This is a genomic window from Pseudomonas sp. AL 58 (assembly GCF_036348395.1).
In the GTDB taxonomy this organism is placed as follows: domain Bacteria; phylum Pseudomonadota; class Gammaproteobacteria; order Pseudomonadales; family Pseudomonadaceae; genus Aquipseudomonas; species Aquipseudomonas defluvii.
Map to the genome: position 1 here is coordinate 40,671 of NZ_JAZBQR010000020.1, position 16,085 is coordinate 56,755.

Annotated in this window: 12 protein-coding genes; all 12 read right to left on the minus strand. The window is 62.0% G+C overall.

Annotated features, from left to right (window positions below):
- Positions 1-31: 31 nt before the first annotated feature.
- The 12 genes from UIA24_RS18920 to nuoC all read right to left on the minus strand — a co-directional run bounded on the left by UIA24_RS18920 (position 32) and on the right by nuoC (position 16,039).
- The gene (locus UIA24_RS18920) at positions 32-2,134 is read right to left on the minus strand and encodes a TonB-dependent receptor family protein (RefSeq protein WP_330523557.1); all 2,103 of its coding nucleotides are present in this window, start codon (positions 2,132-2,134) and stop codon (positions 32-34) included.
- Positions 2,135-2,269: 135 nt separating this feature from the next.
- Positions 2,270-3,745 carry an NADH-quinone oxidoreductase subunit NuoN gene (gene nuoN / locus UIA24_RS18925; RefSeq protein ID WP_065758530.1) on the minus strand — a complete coding sequence of 492 codons (1,476 nt, stop codon included), beginning with the start codon at positions 3,743-3,745 and terminating at the stop codon, positions 2,270-2,272.
- Positions 3,746-3,752: 7 nt separating this feature from the next.
- Entirely contained in the window at positions 3,753-5,285 is a 1,533-nt protein-coding gene (nuoM, locus tag UIA24_RS18930; RefSeq protein WP_065758531.1) for an NADH-quinone oxidoreductase subunit M, read from the minus strand.
- A gap of 39 nt (positions 5,286-5,324) precedes the next feature.
- Positions 5,325-7,178, minus strand: a complete 1,854-nt coding sequence (nuoL, locus tag UIA24_RS18935; protein WP_065758532.1) for an NADH-quinone oxidoreductase subunit L — start codon at positions 7,176-7,178, stop codon at positions 5,325-5,327.
- On the minus strand, positions 7,175-7,483 hold the full coding sequence (nuoK, locus tag UIA24_RS18940) for an NADH-quinone oxidoreductase subunit NuoK (protein ID WP_028944232.1): 309 nt from the start codon (positions 7,481-7,483) through the stop codon (positions 7,175-7,177). The genes nuoL and nuoK overlap by 4 nt, the downstream gene beginning before the upstream one ends.
- Before the next feature lie 4 nt (positions 7,484-7,487).
- On the minus strand, positions 7,488-7,988 hold the full coding sequence (gene nuoJ, locus UIA24_RS18945) for an NADH-quinone oxidoreductase subunit J (protein WP_065758533.1): 501 nt from the start codon (positions 7,986-7,988) through the stop codon (positions 7,488-7,490).
- Positions 7,989-7,997: 9 nt separating this feature from the next.
- Entirely contained in the window at positions 7,998-8,543 is a 546-nt protein-coding gene (gene nuoI / locus UIA24_RS18950) for an NADH-quinone oxidoreductase subunit NuoI (RefSeq protein WP_065758534.1), read from the minus strand.
- An 11-nt stretch (positions 8,544-8,554) separates the two neighbouring features.
- On the minus strand, positions 8,555-9,562 hold the full coding sequence (nuoH, locus tag UIA24_RS18955; protein WP_065758535.1) for an NADH-quinone oxidoreductase subunit NuoH: 1,008 nt from the start codon (positions 9,560-9,562) through the stop codon (positions 8,555-8,557).
- Entirely contained in the window at positions 9,559-12,273 is a 2,715-nt protein-coding gene (nuoG, locus tag UIA24_RS18960; RefSeq protein ID WP_330523558.1) for an NADH-quinone oxidoreductase subunit NuoG, read from the minus strand. The genes nuoH and nuoG overlap by 4 nt, the downstream gene beginning before the upstream one ends.
- A 132-nt stretch (positions 12,274-12,405) precedes the next feature.
- A complete protein-coding gene (nuoF, locus tag UIA24_RS18965) occupies positions 12,406-13,761 on the minus strand; it encodes an NADH-quinone oxidoreductase subunit NuoF (RefSeq protein ID WP_065758537.1) in 1,356 nt (451 codons plus the stop codon).
- Positions 13,758-14,255 carry an NADH-quinone oxidoreductase subunit NuoE gene (gene nuoE / locus UIA24_RS18970; protein WP_065758538.1) on the minus strand — a complete coding sequence of 166 codons (498 nt, stop codon included), beginning with the start codon at positions 14,253-14,255 and terminating at the stop codon, positions 13,758-13,760. The genes nuoF and nuoE overlap by 4 nt, the downstream gene beginning before the upstream one ends.
- A gap of 2 nt (positions 14,256-14,257) precedes the next feature.
- A complete protein-coding gene (nuoC, locus tag UIA24_RS18975; RefSeq protein ID WP_099775292.1) occupies positions 14,258-16,039 on the minus strand; it encodes an NADH-quinone oxidoreductase subunit C/D in 1,782 nt (593 codons plus the stop codon).
- Positions 16,040-16,085 lie beyond the last annotated feature (46 nt).

Genomic DNA, 16,085 nt, shown 5'->3' on the forward strand with positions numbered 1-16,085 from the left:
AGGATCAGGTGGCCCCACTATGGGTAATGGTTCAGCGCAGGCTGTAGGACACGCCAACGTAGGCCCCGAAGCCCTCGCCGGGTGTCGAGCGGGCGATGTCATTGCCGTGGTCGTTGTAGCCCGGTGTCACGGTGGCGGCATACCGCTTGTTGGTCAGGTTGCGCAGGTCCAGCCAGGTTTGCCAGTCGTTTTTCGGCGCGTTGAAGCCAAATGTCGCCCCGAGCAGTGCATAGGCGTCGGCGGGGTAAGAGTTGGCGTAGTCGACCTGTACCTTGGAGGCCATCTGCGTATTGAGCCCGGCATAGAAGCCTGTCGGGTGATCGAAGCGCACTTCGGCCTGGTAGAAATGCATCGGAATGCCGGGCAAGCGGTTGTCACCGAAGACGTCGTCATCACGGTAGTGGAAATCGCTGAAGGTGTAGGCCTGACGCAACGACACCTTGCCCACGGCAGCACGCTCCCAGAGCAGGCTGTCCAGGCCGGCTTCGATGCCCTGATGAACCGTAGGGCTGGCGTTGATTTCGGTGGGTGGATTGCCAGGCACCGTTTCGACTGCCAGTAGTTCATGGCGTACCGCAGCGTAGTACCAGGCCAGATCCCAGCGCCCCAGTGCCGAGTCGCCACGAGCGCCGAGTTCAAGGGTGGTGGCGGTCTGATTCTGCAGTTCGACGGGGGTTTTCTGAAGTTTGGCGGCTGGGCCGCTGGTGAAGCGTTCGCTGGCACTCCAGATCAACGCCCATGGGTGTGGCGGCTCGACCGAGCGGCTGAGGTTGCCGTAGACCTCCAGCTGCGGGTTGAAGGCGTAACGCAGACCGACGCGCGGGGCATAGTCCCAGTCGTGCTGGCTGACCTTGCCGCCATCGGCGGGATAGCTGACATCGCTTTCCCGGCGGGTGTAGATCAGCGCCAGGCCGGTGGTCAGCCACAGGTCCGGCACCAGTTCCAGCTCGTTGCTGGCGTGCAATACGTTGTCAGAGCCCTGATAGCTGAAGTCGCGGGTTTTGGTACCGATTGGGGTGTTGAGGTTAGTACCCTGTTGCACCCGTACATACTCGGATGCGCCGCTATTGGGCAGGTGCTTGGTCGACCGCCAGCCGATCGAGGTGTTGCTCTCGCGGTCGAACAGGGTGTCTCGACGGAAGTAGTTCAACGTACCACTGACATCGGTGTAGGCCACTTTCAGGCGGTTCAGGCCTTCACGCAGGTCCATCGGGTAGTCGTGATACACCAACCCGGCCTCCAGGCGTGAGTCGTCATCCAGAAAGAAGGTGGTCTTGTTCGCCAGCCAGGTGCTGCCCGGCTGTGGGCGGCTGGCGTCACGGGAGAGGTAGGTCGGGTTGGCAGCCCGTGGATCATGCTTGATCTGTGCTTTGGTCAGGCGCCCGGCCAGGTCGTTCTCGGTTTCCCGATAACGCAGGTAGAAGCGGGTTTCCAGGTTCGGGTTGAAGCGGTAGCCGACGTTGGCGGCGATGCCTTTGCTGCTGCCGCTGCTGTGATCCTGATAACCGTCGTATGCCGAGTCGGTAGCCGCCACGTAGTAATCCAGGTCGCCCAGCACCTGGCCGGAACTGATCTGGCGTTTCATGTAGCCACGGCTGCCGGCTTCATAACGGACTTGCAGGGGCGCTGCGTCATACCCGGTGTGGGTGATGTAGTCGATGGCTCCGCCCAATGCCAGCGCGCCCTTGTCGAAGCCATTGGCGCCGCGCAGCACTTCGGCGCGGCTCAGCCACAGCGGTTCGAACAGTTCGTAGGGGGTACCACCGGGGCCAGTCAGTGGCAGACCGTCGAACAGGGTGTACACCCCCGAACCGTGGCTGCCCGGTGCGCGGTTGATGCCCGAGCCTCGAATCGACAACTTGACCCCATCATTACCGGCGGACTGCGCAAATACACCGGGTTGGTAGGCCAGCACATCCTGGTTGCTGGCAACCCGGCCTTGCTCGACCTGCTGCATATCCACCAGATTGGTTCCGCCCGGCACCCGCTGCAGGCGCTCTTTGGCCGACGCCAGTTCGCTCTGTTCCTGCTCCTGAATCAGCACCTGACCCAGTTCGACAGCGTCGTCGGCCTGTACGGTGGTAGCGCAGACGAACAGCAGCGCCAGTGGAGAGCGGGGGAGGGTGGATCGCATTATCAAGAATTCCAGGTTATGAGGCGGCTATCTGACGCCGCAACTACAAGACGAAGCACAGTCGTTGCCCGGAAAACAAAACACCCCGCCGAGGCGGGGTGTCTGTTGTTACTGAAGCGATTGTTACCTGGGCGATCAACCGATCAGCTGAAACCCGGCGTGTTGGACCATGTCCAGCAGCGGCTGCGGGTACACGCCCAGCACGAAGGCCAGGATCGCAATGGCCAGCAGCATGACGCCGCCAGTGCGCTGTTCCCAGTTCAGCGGGGCATCGTGACGACGCAGGTTTGGTTCGATCAGGTACAGGGTAACCATGACACGCAGGTAGTAGAACACGCCGATGGCGCTGCCCAGTACCAGGGCGCCGACCAGCCACCACAGCTGCGATTCGACACCGGTCGCAATGATGTAGAACTTGCCTATGAAGCCTGCGGTCAGCGGGATACCTGCAAGCGACAGCATCATCACGGTCAGTACCGCGGTCAGGTACGGACGGCGCCAGAACAGGCCGCGATACTCGTACAGGGCGTCAGCGTCACGGCCGTTGTACGGCGACGACATCAGGGTGATCACACCGAAGGCACCGAGGCTGGTGATCACGTAGGTGACCAGGTACACGCCGATGGCTTCCATCGCCAGGCCCTTGCTGGCCACCAGGGCAATCAGCAGGTAACCGAAGTGGGCGATGGACGAGTAACCGAGCAGACGCTTGAGGTTGCTCTGGGTCAGCGCCAAGAGGTTACCGATCAGGATCGAGGCGACGGCGATCACCGACAGCACGGTGGTCAGTACGCCGCTGCTGGCAGCCGGCGAGATCAGGAACAGGCGTACGACGACGGCGAACACTGCAACCTTGCTGGCGGTGGCCAGGAACGCTGCGACCGGTGCTGGCGCACCTTCGTAAACGTCCGGGGTCCACAGGTGGAACGGTACCAGCGACAGTTTGAATGCCAGGCCAACCAGCATCATGCCCAGGCCCAGTTGGGCCAGCAGGCTTGGCATGCCAGTGGCTGCCAGTGCCTTGCCAATACCGGTGAAGGTCAGGCTGCCAGCGTCAGCGTACAGCAGGGCCATACCGAACAGCAGGAAGGCCGAGCCTGCGGCCGACAGCACCATGTACTTGATGCCGCCTTCCAGCGAACGCTTGTTGAAGAACGCGTAAGCCACCAGGCCATAGACCGGTACCGAGAGCAGCTCCAGGCCGATGAACAGGCCAGCCAGGTGCTGTGCACAGACCAGTACCAGACCACCGAGGGCTGCCATCAGGATCAGCAGGTACAGTTCTTCACGGTTGCCCGGGTAGCCTTTACCGCTTTTACCTTCACCCAGGTAGGCGTGGGCGAGGGTAACGCAAGCCAGGGTGGCGACCAGGATCAGCGCCATGTACAGGCAGGCGAAGTTGTCGACGGTCAGCAGCGGGGTGACCGCCAGGGGTGTGACTTTCAGGGTTGGAATAATCGACAGCAGGGCCAGGTTCAGGCCCACGGTCGACAGCAGGAAGGTTTGCGAGTGATTGCGGCGCCAGGCGATAGCCAGCATCACCACAACAATGGTGATACTGGTAATCAGCAGCGGCGCAAGCGCGATAAAGTGTTGAATCGTCAGGTCCATAGCGCTCTTACCGGGCCGAAGCGAGTTGAGTGAAAGCGGTGCCGAGCCACTGCTGCACACCACTCATGGTAGCGGCAGAGGTGTCGAGGAACGGCTGCGGGTAAACGCCCAGCAGGATCAGCAGGCCAGCAAGGCCCAGCACCATGATCATTTCGCGAGTGTCCATACCAGCCAGGACTTCATCGGATTTCGCCGGACCGAAGTAGGCACGGTGGATCATGATCAGCGAGTAGACCGAACCGAAGACCAGGCCGCTGGTAGCGATCACAGTCACCCATGGCGAGCTGACGAAGCTGCCGATCAGGATCAGGAATTCACCAACGAAGTTACCGGTACCTGGCAGGCCCAGCGACGCGGCGGCGAAGAACAGGCTGATGGCTGGCAGGTAAGCGATACGGTGCCACAGGCCGCCCATCTGACGCATGTCACGGGTGTGCAGGCGTTCGTACAGTTGGCCACTCAGGATAAAGAGTGCCGCAGCCGACAGACCGTGTGCGAGCATCTGGATCACAGCACCTTGCAGCGCTTGCTGGCTACCGGAGTAGATACCGATCAGCACGAAGCCCATGTGCGAGACGCTGGAGAACGCGATCAGGCGCTTGATATCGGTTTGGGCGAAGGCCAGGAATGCACCGTAGAAAATCCCGATCAGACCGAGGGTCATGGCGATTGGCGCGAATTCCGCCGAGGCATTCGGGAACAGCGGCAGGGCGAAACGCAGCAGACCGTAGGCAGCGGTTTTCAGCAAAATACCCGCCAGGTCCACGGAACCTGCGGTAGGTGCCTGGGCGTGAGCATCAGGCAACCAGGAGTGGAACGGTACAACCGGCAGTTTCACCGCGAAGGCGATGAAGAAGCCCAGCATCAGCAGGTACTCGGTACCGGCTGGCAGTTCGGCCTTGAGCAGCGTGCTGTAGTCGAAGGTCAGTACGCCGGTGGTGTTGTAGTTCACCAGTACCAGGCCCAGGATCGCCACCAACATGATCAGACCGCTGGCCTGGGTGTAGATGAAGAACTTGGTTGCTGCGTAGATCCGGGTCTTCTTGCCGTCTGCCGAGCTGTGACCCCAGAGCGCGATGAGGAAATACATCGGCACCAGCATCATTTCCCAGAAGAAGAAGAACAGGAACAGGTCCAGGGCCAGGAACACCCCGACCACGCCGCCCAGGATCCACATCAGGTTGAGGTGGAAGAAGCCGACGTGGCGCTGGATCTCTTTCCACGAGCAGAGGACCGAAAGCACACCGAGCAGGCCGGTGAGCAAGATCATCAGCAGCGACAGGCCGTCCAGGCCCAGGTGCAGGCTGATGCCGAAGCGCTCGATCCAGAGCACTTTGTATTCGACAGTCCAGGCAGGCTCGGTACCCGGTGCCGGGGCGAGGGTGTAGTCACCGTGTGCCCACAGCCAGAGGCCGATACCGAGCAACAGGGACATGGTCAGCAGCGCAATCCAGCGTGGCAGGGTGGCGCCGAAGCGCTCACCCAGCCAGCACAGCAGGCCGCCGATGAAGGGGATCAGGATCAGCCAAGGCAAAATCATGACGGGCTCAATTCCTTTCGCAAAGTCGCAAGGTTCATATCAGACCGCAGCCAACAACACAGCGCCGAGAACAATCACGGCACCTGCGGCGATCGAGGCGGTGTACCAGCGCAGCTGACCGGTTTCGGTACGGCTCATGGCAGCGTGGCCACCACGTGCCAGACGCGGCACCAGACCAATGCTGCGGTCAACCGGGTCCTTGCGCAGCACATGGCTGATCAGCAGGTAAGGTTTGACGAACAGCTTGTCGTAGATCCAGTCGAAGCCCCAGGCAGCGAACCACCAGGCCGACAACACGCGACCGATGCCGCTGTTGGCGATGGCTGTTACCAGGCGACGTTTGCCCAGGAACAGCACGGCTGCCAGCAGGATACCGGCGATGGCAATGGCGCCCGAGGCGATTTCCAGGCTGTGCTTGGCTTCGCCACCGGCATGGCCGGCGCTCTGCGGCAGTACACCGGCCAGTGGTGGATGAATCCAGGCACCGACGAAGGTGGACAGTACGATCAGCACGCCCAGCGGCAGCCAGTGGGAAATACCGTGGCCAGCATGGGCTTCGGTCTTGGCTTCGCCGTGGAAGGCGATGAAGATCAGGCGGAAGGTGTACAGCGAGGTCATGAAGGCACCGACCAGGCCGGCGTACAGCAGACCGTTGTTACCACTGGCGAAGGCTTCCCAGAGGATTTCGTCCTTGGAGTAGAAACCGGCGGTCAGCAGCGGCAGGGCAGCCAGGGCGGCACCACCGACGATGAAGCTGGCGTAGGCCAGCGGCAGCTTCTTCCACAGGCCACCCATCTTGAAGATGTTCTGCTCGTGGTGGCAGGCAACGATGACCGCACCGGAGGCAAGGAACAGCAGGGCCTTGAAGAAGGCGTGGGTCATCAGGTGGAAGATCGCGCCTTCCCAGGCGCCAACGCCCAGGGCCAGGAACATGTAGCCGATCTGGCTCATGGTCGAGTAGGCGAGGATACGCTTGATGTCGGTTTGAACCAGCGCGGCGAAGCCAGCCAGTACCAGGGTGACACCGCCGACCACGCCGACCAGGTGCAGCACGTCCGGCGCAAGGGCGAACAGGCCGTGGGTACGGGCGATCAGGTAGACACCGGCGGTCACCATGGTCGCGGCGTGAATCAGTGCCGAAACCGGGGTTGGGCCCGCCATCGCGTCAGCCAGCCAGGTCTGCAGTGGCAGTTGGGCGGATTTACCGACCGCGCCGCCCAGCAGCATCAGGGTGGCCATGACGATCCAGAAGTCACCGGCCTTGAAGTGCTCCGGTGCGCGTACCAGCAGTTCCTGGACGTTCAGGGTACCCAGTTGCTGGAACAGGATGAACAGGCCGATGGCCATGAACACGTCGCCGATACGGGTCACGATGAAGGCTTTGAGTGCGGCGTTACCGTTGTTGCGGTTGCTGTAGTAGAAACCGATCAACAGGTAGGAGCACAGGCCCACGCCTTCCCAACCGAAGTAGATGAACAGCAGGTTGTCGCCCAGGATCAGGAACAACATGCTGGCAATGAACAGGTTGGTGTAGGCGAAGAAGCGCGAGTAGCCCGCTTCACCGCGCATGTACCAGGAGGCGAACAGGTGGATCAGGAAGCCGACGCCGACCACCACACCCAGCATGGTGACCGACAGGCCATCCAGGTACAGGGTGAAGTTGGGTGCGAAGCCGTCTACCGACATCCACTGCCACAGCAGCTGGCTGTACGCACCGCCTGCAGGCGGTGCAACGTTGAACTGCCAGATCACGTAGGCCGCGACGATGGCCGAGAGGCCTACCGAGCCGACGCCGATCAGCGCCGAGAGGTTCTCCGAGAACCGTCCGCGCGAGAACGACAGCAGCAGGAAGCCGATCAGGGGAAATACGAAAGTCAGAAAGAGAAGGTTCATCCGCGCATCTCACTGGCTGCATCGATATCGAGAGTGTGGAAGCGGCGATACAGCTGCAACAGGATCGCCAGGCCAATACTGGCCTCGGCCGCTGCCAGGCTGATCACCAGGATGAACATGATCTGTCCATCCGGCTGCGCCCAACGGCTGCCCGCGACAATGAACGCCAGTGCCGAGGCGTTCATCATGATTTCCAGGCTCATCAGCACGAAAAGAATGTTGCGGCGCACCATCAGCCCGACCAGACCGAGGCAGAACAGGATGCCGGCGACGGCCAGGCCATGTTCGAGAGGAATTGCAGGCATGTCGTTACTCCTTCGCCTCGTTGCGGCCGAGGTGGAATGCCGTTACCGCTGCAGCGAGCAGCAGCATCGAGGCCAGTTCCACCACCAGCAGGTAAGGGCCGAACAGGCTGATGCCGACGGCCTTGGCATCGACAGTGGTGTGGCCGATGCCAACACCACTTTGATTGCCGAACAGCACATAGAGCAGTTCCAGCAGCAGCAGTGCGCCGAGGAACACCGGCCCCGCCCAGATACCGGGCTTGAGCCAGTCGCGCTCCTGGCGAACCGAAGCCGGCCCCAGGTTGAGCATCATCACCACGAAGACGAACAGCACCATGATGGCGCCAGCGTAGGCGATCACTTCCAGTACGCCGGCAAACGGCGCGCCGAGGGCGAAGAAGGTCATCGCCACGGAGATCAGCGAAATGATCAGGTAGAGCAGGGCGTGTACCGGGTTGGTGTTGGTGATCACCCGAAGGGTGGACACCACAGCGACACCGGATGCGAAATAGAAAGCGAATTCCATCTTTCTTCCTTAAGGGAGCAAGCTCTTCACGTTGATCGGCTCGGCTTCGTTCTGCGCAGCGCCTTTCGGCTTGCCGGCAACCGCCATACCTGCAACACGGTAGAAGTTGTAATCAGGGTTCTTGCCGGGGCCGGAGATCAGCAGATCTTCTTTCTCGTACACCAGGTCCTGACGTTTGAACTCGGCCATTTCGAAATCCGGCGTCAGCTGGATCGCGGTGGTCGGGCAGGCTTCCTCGCAGAGGCCGCAGAAAATGCAGCGCGAGAAGTTGATGCGGAAGAACTCGGGGTACCAGCGACCGTCGTCGGTTTCGGCTTTCTGCAGCGAGATGCAACCGACCGGGCAGGCCACGGCACACAGGTTGCACGCTACACAGCGCTCTTCACCATCGGGGTCGCGGGTCAGGACGATGCGACCACGGTAGCGCGGTGGCAGGTAGACCGGCTCTTCCGGGTACTGCAGGGTGTCGCGTTTGCGGAACCCGTGGGAGAACACCATCACCAGGCTGCGCAGCTGGGTGTAGGTGCCTTTGATGATGTCAAAAATGTACTTCATGCTCTATATCCTCACTGAACCGCGCCGGCCGGCGTGTTCAACAACACGAGCGCGGCGGTCACCAGCAGGTTGATCAGGGTCAGCGGCAGGCAGAACTTCCAGCTGAAGTCCATCACCTGGTCATAGCGCGGGCGCGGGATCGAGGCGCGCAGCAGGATGAACAGCATGATGAAGAACGCGGTCTTCAGGGCAAACCAGAGGAACGGCAGTTGCGGCAGGATGCCGAACGGGCCGTGCCAGCCACCGAAGAACAGCGTTACCAGCAGTGCCGAGATCAGGATGATGCCGATGTACTCACCGACGAAGAACATGCCCCATTTCATACCGGCATATTCAATGTGGTAACCGTCGGCCAGTTCCTGTTCCGCTTCCGGCTGGTCGAAGGGGTGACGGTGAGTCACGGCAACGCCGGCGATGAAGAAGGTGCAGAAGCCAAAGAACTGCGGAATGATGAACCACAGGTTCTGCGCCTGGTAGTCGACGATGTCGCGCATGTTGAACGAGCCAACCTGCGCCACGATGCCCATCAGCGCCAGGCCCATGAACACTTCGTACGACACGGTCTGGGCCGAAGCCCGCAGGCTGCCGAGCAGTGCGTACTTGTTGTTCGACGACCAACCGGCGAACAGTACCGCGTAGACCGACAGGCCGGCCATGGCGAAGAAGAACAGCAGGCCGATGTTCAGGTCCGCGACACCCCAGGTCGGGGTGATCGGGATGATCGCGAAGGCAATCAGCAGAGCACTCATGGCCACGACCGGCGCCAGGGTGAAGATCACCTTGTCGACGAAGGGTGGGTTCCAGTCCTCCTTGAAGAACATCTTCAGCATGTCGGCAGCGATCTGGAACATGCCGAATGGGCCGACGCGGTTCGGACCGTAACGGTCCTGCCACCAGCCCAGCAGGCGCCGCTCGACGAAGCTGAGCAGCGCGCCGCAGACCACCACGGCCAGCAAGACCACGATGGCCTTGACGACGGTGATGATCACATCGATCACTTCAGGGGTGAACCAGGTCATTGTGCTGCCTCCTGCAGGCCTTCGACGGTGTGACCGAAGATGGCTGGCGGGATACCGGCCAGGCCTTTCGGCAGGGCAACCAGGCCAGCGCCCAGTTCCTCATTGATACGCAGCGGCAGACGCAGGGTCTGGCCGGCGACGTTCAGGCTGAGCATGGCGCCGTCGTTGACACCCAGGCGGTCGGCTTCGGACTTGGCCAGGGCGACGTAGGCTTGCGGGATACGCTCTTGCACCGGTGCTGCGCGCGAAGAGTTCTCTTCACTGCCGAACAGGTGATAGAACGGCACCGCTTGCCAGGTACCACGAGCCGGTGCGAAGGCGCCAGGAATGTTGGCGAACCAGTTCAGCTTGTCGCCTTGGCTTTCGATCAGGCGGGTGCCCGGATCGCCAGCGCGCAGGTGACCACCGACTTCGTCCTGGAACTTGTTCCAGGCTTGTGGCGAGTTCCAGCCCGGCGACCAGGCAAATGGCACTTGCTGACGCGGTTCAACCGAACCCGAATAACCTTCCATGGAGAAGGCGAATGCGGTGTCCTGGTCTTGTGGAGTACGCGGCTCGTGTACGCTGATGTTGGCGCGCATGGCGGTACGACCGGAGTAGCGCAGCGGCTCGCGGGCCAGTTTCAGGCCTTTGATACGGAATGCCGCCGACGGTGCCGCGTTGATGATGCCCGCCAGTTGCGGGGCCGCTGTTGCGCAGGCGCTGGTGACATGGTCCAGTTGGGTCCAGTCCACCGGCTTGTTCAGCAGGGTCGAGCGCAGGGCGTGCATCCAGCGCCAGCCTTCGTGAACCAGGATCGAAGCGTCCATGTAGGTCGGATCGAACACCTGGAAGAAACGCTGGGCGCGGCCTTCGAGGCTGACCAGGGTACCGTCGCCTTCCGCGAAGGTAGCCGCAGGCAGCACCAGGTGGGCGCGGTCAGTGGTTGGGGTCTTCTGGTGGTCCGCAACGATGACGACCTTGGCGGCCGCCAGCGCAGCATCGACCTTGGCCGCTGGCAGGCGGCTGTACAGGTCGTTTTCCAGTACGACGATGGCGTCGGCTTTGCCGGAAATCACGGCATCCAGCGCGGCATCGGCCGAGTCACCGCCGAGCATGGCAAGCCCGAGGCTGTTGGCTTCAGGGACGACCAGGCTCAGGGAGCCATTCTTCTCGCGCAGCTTCAGCGCCTTGGCGATGTTAGCGGCGGCTTCGATCAGGGCCTTGGAGCCCAGCGAAGTACCGGCAACGACCAGTGGGCGGTTGGCAGCGACCAGGGCATCGGCGATGCGCTTGGCCAAGGCCAGGGCTTCGGCGTCCAGGCCTTCAACGGCAGGGGCGCTTGGGTCGATGGCGTGGGCGACGGCGAAACCGAGGCGAGCCAGGTCATCCGGGGACGCGTGTACGCATTCTTCGGCGACGTCATCGAGCTTGGTTTCGGCCAGGCTAGCGATGAACAGCGGGTACATGGCGTGTTGGCCGATGTTTTTCACCGCAGCGTCGAGCCAAGGCTGAACACGCATGGCGTCGGCCATGGCCTCGGCCTTGCCCTTGACCGACTGGCGCAGGGCCAGGGCAACGCGGGCAGCTGTTTGGGTCAGGTCTTCACCGAGGACGAACACGGCATCGTGGTCTTCCATCTCGCGCAGGGTTGGCACCGGCAGCGGGCTGTCGTTCAGCACCTGCAGAACCAGACGCACCTGTTCAAGTTCAGCGGCTTCCATACCCGAGTAGAAGTGTTCAGCACCGACCAGCTCGCGCAGGCCGTAGTTGCTTTCCAGGCTGGCGCGTGGCGAGCCGATACCGACGATGTTGCGACCACGCAGCATATCGGCCGCTTGATCGAGGGCGGCGTCCAGGCTCAGTTTCTGGCCATTGGCGAGCAGCGGCTGGCGTGGGCGGTCTTCACGGTTGACGTAGCCATAGCCGAAGCGGCCACGGTCGCACAGGAAGTATTGGTTAACGGAGCCGTTGAAGCGGTTCTCGATACGGCGCAGTTCGCCATAACGCTCACCCGGGCTGATGTTGCAACCGCTGGAGCAGCCATGACAGATGCTCGGGGCGAACTGCATGTCCCACTTGCGGTTGTAGCGCTCGGAGTGCGTCTTGTCGGTGAACACGCCGGTCGGGCAGACCTCGGTCAGGTTGCCGGAGAATTCGCTCTCCAGGGCACCGTCTTCGACGCGGCCGAAGTAGACGTTGTCGTGGGCACCGAAAACGCCCAGGTCAGTACCGCCTGCGTAGTCCTTGTAGTAACGCACGCAACGGTAGCAGGCGATGCAGCGGTTCATCTCGTGAGCGATGAACGGGCCGAGTTCCTGGTTCTGGTGGGTACGCTTGGTGAAACGGTAGCGGCGCTCGTTGTGGCCGGTCATTACCGTCATGTCTTGCAGGTGGCAGTGACCGCCTTCCTCACAGACCGGGCAGTCGTGTGGGTGGTTGGTCATCAGCCATTCGACGACGCTGGCGCGGAACACCTTGGCTTCTTCGTCGTCAATGGAGATCCAGCTGCCATCGGTGGCGGGGGTCATGCAGGACATGACGATACGACCACGCTTGTCGTTCTCGTCGGTGTACTGCTTGACCGCGCACTGGCGGCAAGCACCGACGCTACCGAGCGCCGGGTGCCAGCAGAAATAAGGAATGTCGAGGCCGAGCGACAGACACGCCTGTAACAGGTTGTCTGCGCCGTTGACTTCGAGCTCTTTGCCGTCTACGTGGATAGTGGCCATGGTTCAAAGTTCTTCGTTGGCCCGCGTCTGCGGGCGTGGCTAATGGAAAACTGTGTGCTTGCAGCCCGCGACAGGCGGACCCGGGCGAGCTGTGCAAGCAGCGGGTGGCACGGACCACCCGCGTTCTATTCGTTATGCGCCGACGACAATCGGCTTCGCCAGGTCCGGGCGCACGCCTGCGTTCGCAGCAATGCCAGCCTCGAATTCCGGGCGGAAATATTTGATCGCGCTGCCCAATGGCTCCACGGCTCCCGGTGCGTGCGCACAGAAGGTCTTGCCTGGGCCGAGGAAACCGACCAGACCCAGCAGGGTCTCGATGTCGCCCTGCTGGCCCTGGCCTTTCTCGAGGGCGCGCAGGAGCTTGACGCTCCATGGCAGGCCATCGCGGCACGGGGTGCAGAAACCACAGGATTCACGGGCAAAGAACTCTTCCATGTTGCGCAGCAGCGAGACCATGTTGACGCTGTCGTCCACGGCCATGGCCAGGCCAGTACCCATACGGGTGCCAACCTTGGCGATGCCACCGGCGTACATTTGTGCGTCCAGGTGCTCTGGCAGCAGGAAACCGGTACCGGCACCACCAGGCTGCCAGCACTTGAGCTTGAAGCCGTCGCGCATGCCACCGGCATAGTCTTCGAACAGTTCGCGAGCGCTGACGCCGAATGGCAGTTCCCACAGGCCAGGGTTCTTCACCTTGCCGGAGAAGCCCATCAGCTTGGTGCCGTGGTCTTCGCTGCCTTCGCGGGCCAGCGATTTGTACCAGTCGATGCCGTTGCCGACGATCGCCGGCACGTTGCACAGCGTCTCGACGTTGTTCACGCAGGTCGGCTTGCCCCACACGCCAACGGCGGCAGGGAAGGGCGGCTTGGAGCGCGGGTTGGCGCGGCGACCTTCGAGGGAGTTGATCAGTGCGGTTTCTTCACCGCAGATGTAGCGACCGGCACCGGTGTGGACGAACAGCTCGAAGTCGAAGCCGCTGCCGAGGATGTTCTTGCCCAGCAGGCCGGCGGCCTTGGCTTCTTCGACCGCACGGTTCAGGTGCGCGGCTGCGGTGACGTATTCGCCACGCAGGAAGATGTAGCCACGGTAGGCTTTCAGCGCGCGGGCGCTGATCAGCATGCCTTCGATCAGCAGATGGGGCAGTTGCTCCATCAGCATGCGGTCTTTCCAGGTGTTGGGTTCCATTTCATCCGCGTTGCACAGCAGGTAGCGGATGTTCATGGATTCGTCTTTGGGCATCAGGCCCCATTTGACGCCGGTCGGGAAGCCCGCACCACCACGGCCCTTGAGGCCGGAGTCCTTGACGGTCTGGACGATGTCGTCCTGGGACATTTGCCCCAACGCCTTGCGGGCGGCAGCGTAGCCGTCCTTGGCCTGGTACTCGTCGAGCCACACCGGCTGGCCGTCATCGCGCAGACGCCAGGTCAGCGGGTGGGTTTCGGCGGTGCGGGCAATGCGGTTGGCAGGCCCGAAGGAGGTAAGGGTCATACGTAGCCCTCCAGCAGTTTGGAGACGCCAGCCGGCTGTACGTCACCGAAGGTGTCGTCGTCGATCATCAGCGCCGGGGCCTTGTCGCAGTTACCCAGGCAGCACACCGGCAGCAGGGTGAAGCGACCGTCCGGGGTGGTCTGGCCGAGGCCAATGCCCAGCTCGCTCTGGATCTGGCTGACCACCGACTCGTGGCCGCCGATGTAGCAGACCATGCTGTCGCAGACGCGGATGATGTGCCGGCCGACAGGCTGACGGAAGATCTGGCTGTAGAAGGTTGCGACGCCTTCGACATCGCTGGCCGGAATGCCCAGGATCTCGCCGATGGCGTAGACCGCACCGTCAGGCACCCAGCCACGTTCTTTCTGAACGATCTTCAGGGCTTCGATGGACGCCGCGCGCGGGTCCTCGTAGTGATGCATCTCGTGCTCGATGGCCGAGCGCTCGGTTTCGCTCAGGGCGAAACGGTCGGTTTGGATAAGCGTGCTATTCATGCTTAGCGGTCCACGTCAGCCATAACGAAGTCGATACTGCCCAGGTACGCAATGAGGTCCGCGACCATGCTGCCGCGGATCACCGAAGGGATCTGCTGCAGGTGCGGGTAGCTCGGGGTACGAATCCGGGTGCGGTAGCTCATGGTGCCGCCATCGCTCGTCAGGTAGTAACTGTTGATACCCTTGGTCGCTTCGATCATCTGGAAGGATTCGTTGGCCGGCATGACCGGGCCCCACGAAACTTGCAGGAAGTGCGTGATCAGGGTTTCGATGTGCTGCAGGGTGCGCTCTTTCGGTGGCGGCGTGGTCAGCGGGTGATCCGCCTTGTATGGGCCTTCCGGCATGTTGCGCATGCACTGGTCGATGATGCGGATACTCTGGCGCATCTCTTCAACGCGGACCATGCAACGGTCGTAGGCATCGCCATTGTGGGCCAGCGGCACTTCGAACTCGAAGTTCTCGTAGCCCGAGTAAGGGCGGGCTTTACGCAGGTCGAAGTCGAGACCGGTGGAACGCAGGCCAGCACCGGTGACACCCCACTCCAGGGCTTCCTTGGTGTTGTACTGGGCAACGCCGATGGTACGGCCGCGCAGGATACTGTTCTGCAGGGCGGCTTTCTCGTACTCGTCCAGGCGCTTGGGCAGCCATTCGACGAAGTCCTTGACCAGGCGGTCCCAGCCACGTGGCAGGTCGTGGGCGACGCCACCGATGCGGTACCAGGCCGGGTGCAGACGGAAGCCGGTGATCGCTTCGATCACGGTGTAGGCACGCTGGCGGTCGGTGAAGGTGAAGAACACCGGGGTCATGGCGCCGACGTCCTGGATGTAGGTACCCAGGAACAGCAGGTGGCTGGTGATCCGGAAGAACTCGGCCATCATGATGCGGATGACGTCGACCTTCTGTGGCACCTTGATACCGGCCAGCTTCTCGACGGCCAGTACATACGGCAGGTTGTTCATCACACCGCCGAGGTAGTCGATACGGTCGGTGTAAGGAATGAAACTGTGCCAGGACTGACGCTCGGCCATCTTCTCGGCACCACGGTGGTGGTAACCGATGTCCGGAACGCAGTCGACGATCTCTTCGCCGTCCAGCTGCAGGACGATACGGAAGGCACCGTGAGCCGAAGGGTGGTTCGGGCCCAGGTTGAGGAACATGTAGTCCTCGTTGGCACCGGAGCGCTTCATGCCCCAGGCTTCAGGGTTGAAGCGCGCGGCTTCTTCCTCGAGCTGTTGCTTGGCCAGGTTCAGGCTGTACGGATCGAACTCGGTGGCGCGGGCAGGGAAGTCCTTGCGCAGCGGGTGACCTTCCCAGGTCGGCGGCATCATGATGCGGGTCAGGTGCGGGTGGCCGGCAAAGTTGATGCCGAACATGTCCCAGACTTCACGCTCGTACCAGTTGGCGTTCGGCCAGATACCGGTGACGGTTGGCAGGCTCAGGTCGCTCTCAGACAGGGCGACCTTGATCATTACGTCACTATTACGTTCGATCGAGAGCAGGTGGTAGAACACACTGAAATCGGCGCCCGGCAAGCCACGGCGCTGGGTGCGCAGACGCTCGTCCACACCGTGCAGGTCATAGAGCATGACATACGGTTTGGGCAGGTTGCGCAGGAACGTCAGTACTTCGATCAGCTTGGCGCGGGTCACCCACAGCACAGGCATGCCGGTGCGGGTTTCCTGGGCGGTGAACGCCTCTGGGCCAAAACGATTGTTCAGTTCGACGACCACATCCTGGTCGTCAGCCTTGTAAGGCGGGATGTAAATAGCGGTGTCCGCTGTCATGGTCTCGGTCGCTTTCGGTCAACGTAGAGAATGAAGCCAGGCCGCC

Excerpts from the sequence above, each read along its gene's own strand:
- nuoL (WP_065758532.1), bottom strand. The coding sequence starts at position 7,178 with ATGAACCTTCTCTTTCTGACTTTCGTATTTCCCCTGATCGGCTTCCTG.
- nuoI (WP_065758534.1), bottom strand. The coding sequence starts at position 8,543 with ATGAAGTACATTTTTGACATCATCAAAGGCACCTACACCCAGCTGCGC.
- nuoN (WP_065758530.1), bottom strand. The coding sequence starts at position 3,745 with ATGGACCTGACGATTCAACACTTTATCGCGCTTGCGCCGCTGCTGATT.
- nuoG (WP_330523558.1), bottom strand. The coding sequence starts at position 12,273 with ATGGCCACTATCCACGTAGACGGCAAAGAGCTCGAAGTCAACGGCGCA.
- UIA24_RS18920 (WP_330523557.1), bottom strand. The coding sequence starts at position 2,134 with ATGCGATCCACCCTCCCCCGCTCTCCACTGGCGCTGCTGTTCGTCTGC.
- nuoJ (WP_065758533.1), bottom strand. The coding sequence starts at position 7,988 with ATGGAATTCGCTTTCTATTTCGCATCCGGTGTCGCTGTGGTGTCCACC.
- nuoK (WP_028944232.1), bottom strand. The coding sequence starts at position 7,483 with ATGCCTGCAATTCCTCTCGAACATGGCCTGGCCGTCGCCGGCATCCTG.
- nuoH (WP_065758535.1), bottom strand. The coding sequence starts at position 9,562 with ATGACCTGGTTCACCCCTGAAGTGATCGATGTGATCATCACCGTCGTC.
- nuoE (WP_065758538.1), bottom strand. The coding sequence starts at position 14,255 with ATGAATAGCACGCTTATCCAAACCGACCGTTTCGCCCTGAGCGAAACC.
- nuoM (WP_065758531.1), bottom strand. The coding sequence starts at position 5,285 with ATGATTTTGCCTTGGCTGATCCTGATCCCCTTCATCGGCGGCCTGCTG.
- nuoF (WP_065758537.1), bottom strand. The coding sequence starts at position 13,761 with ATGACCCTTACCTCCTTCGGGCCTGCCAACCGCATTGCCCGCACCGCC.
- nuoC (WP_099775292.1), bottom strand. The coding sequence starts at position 16,039 with ATGACAGCGGACACCGCTATTTACATCCCGCCTTACAAGGCTGACGAC.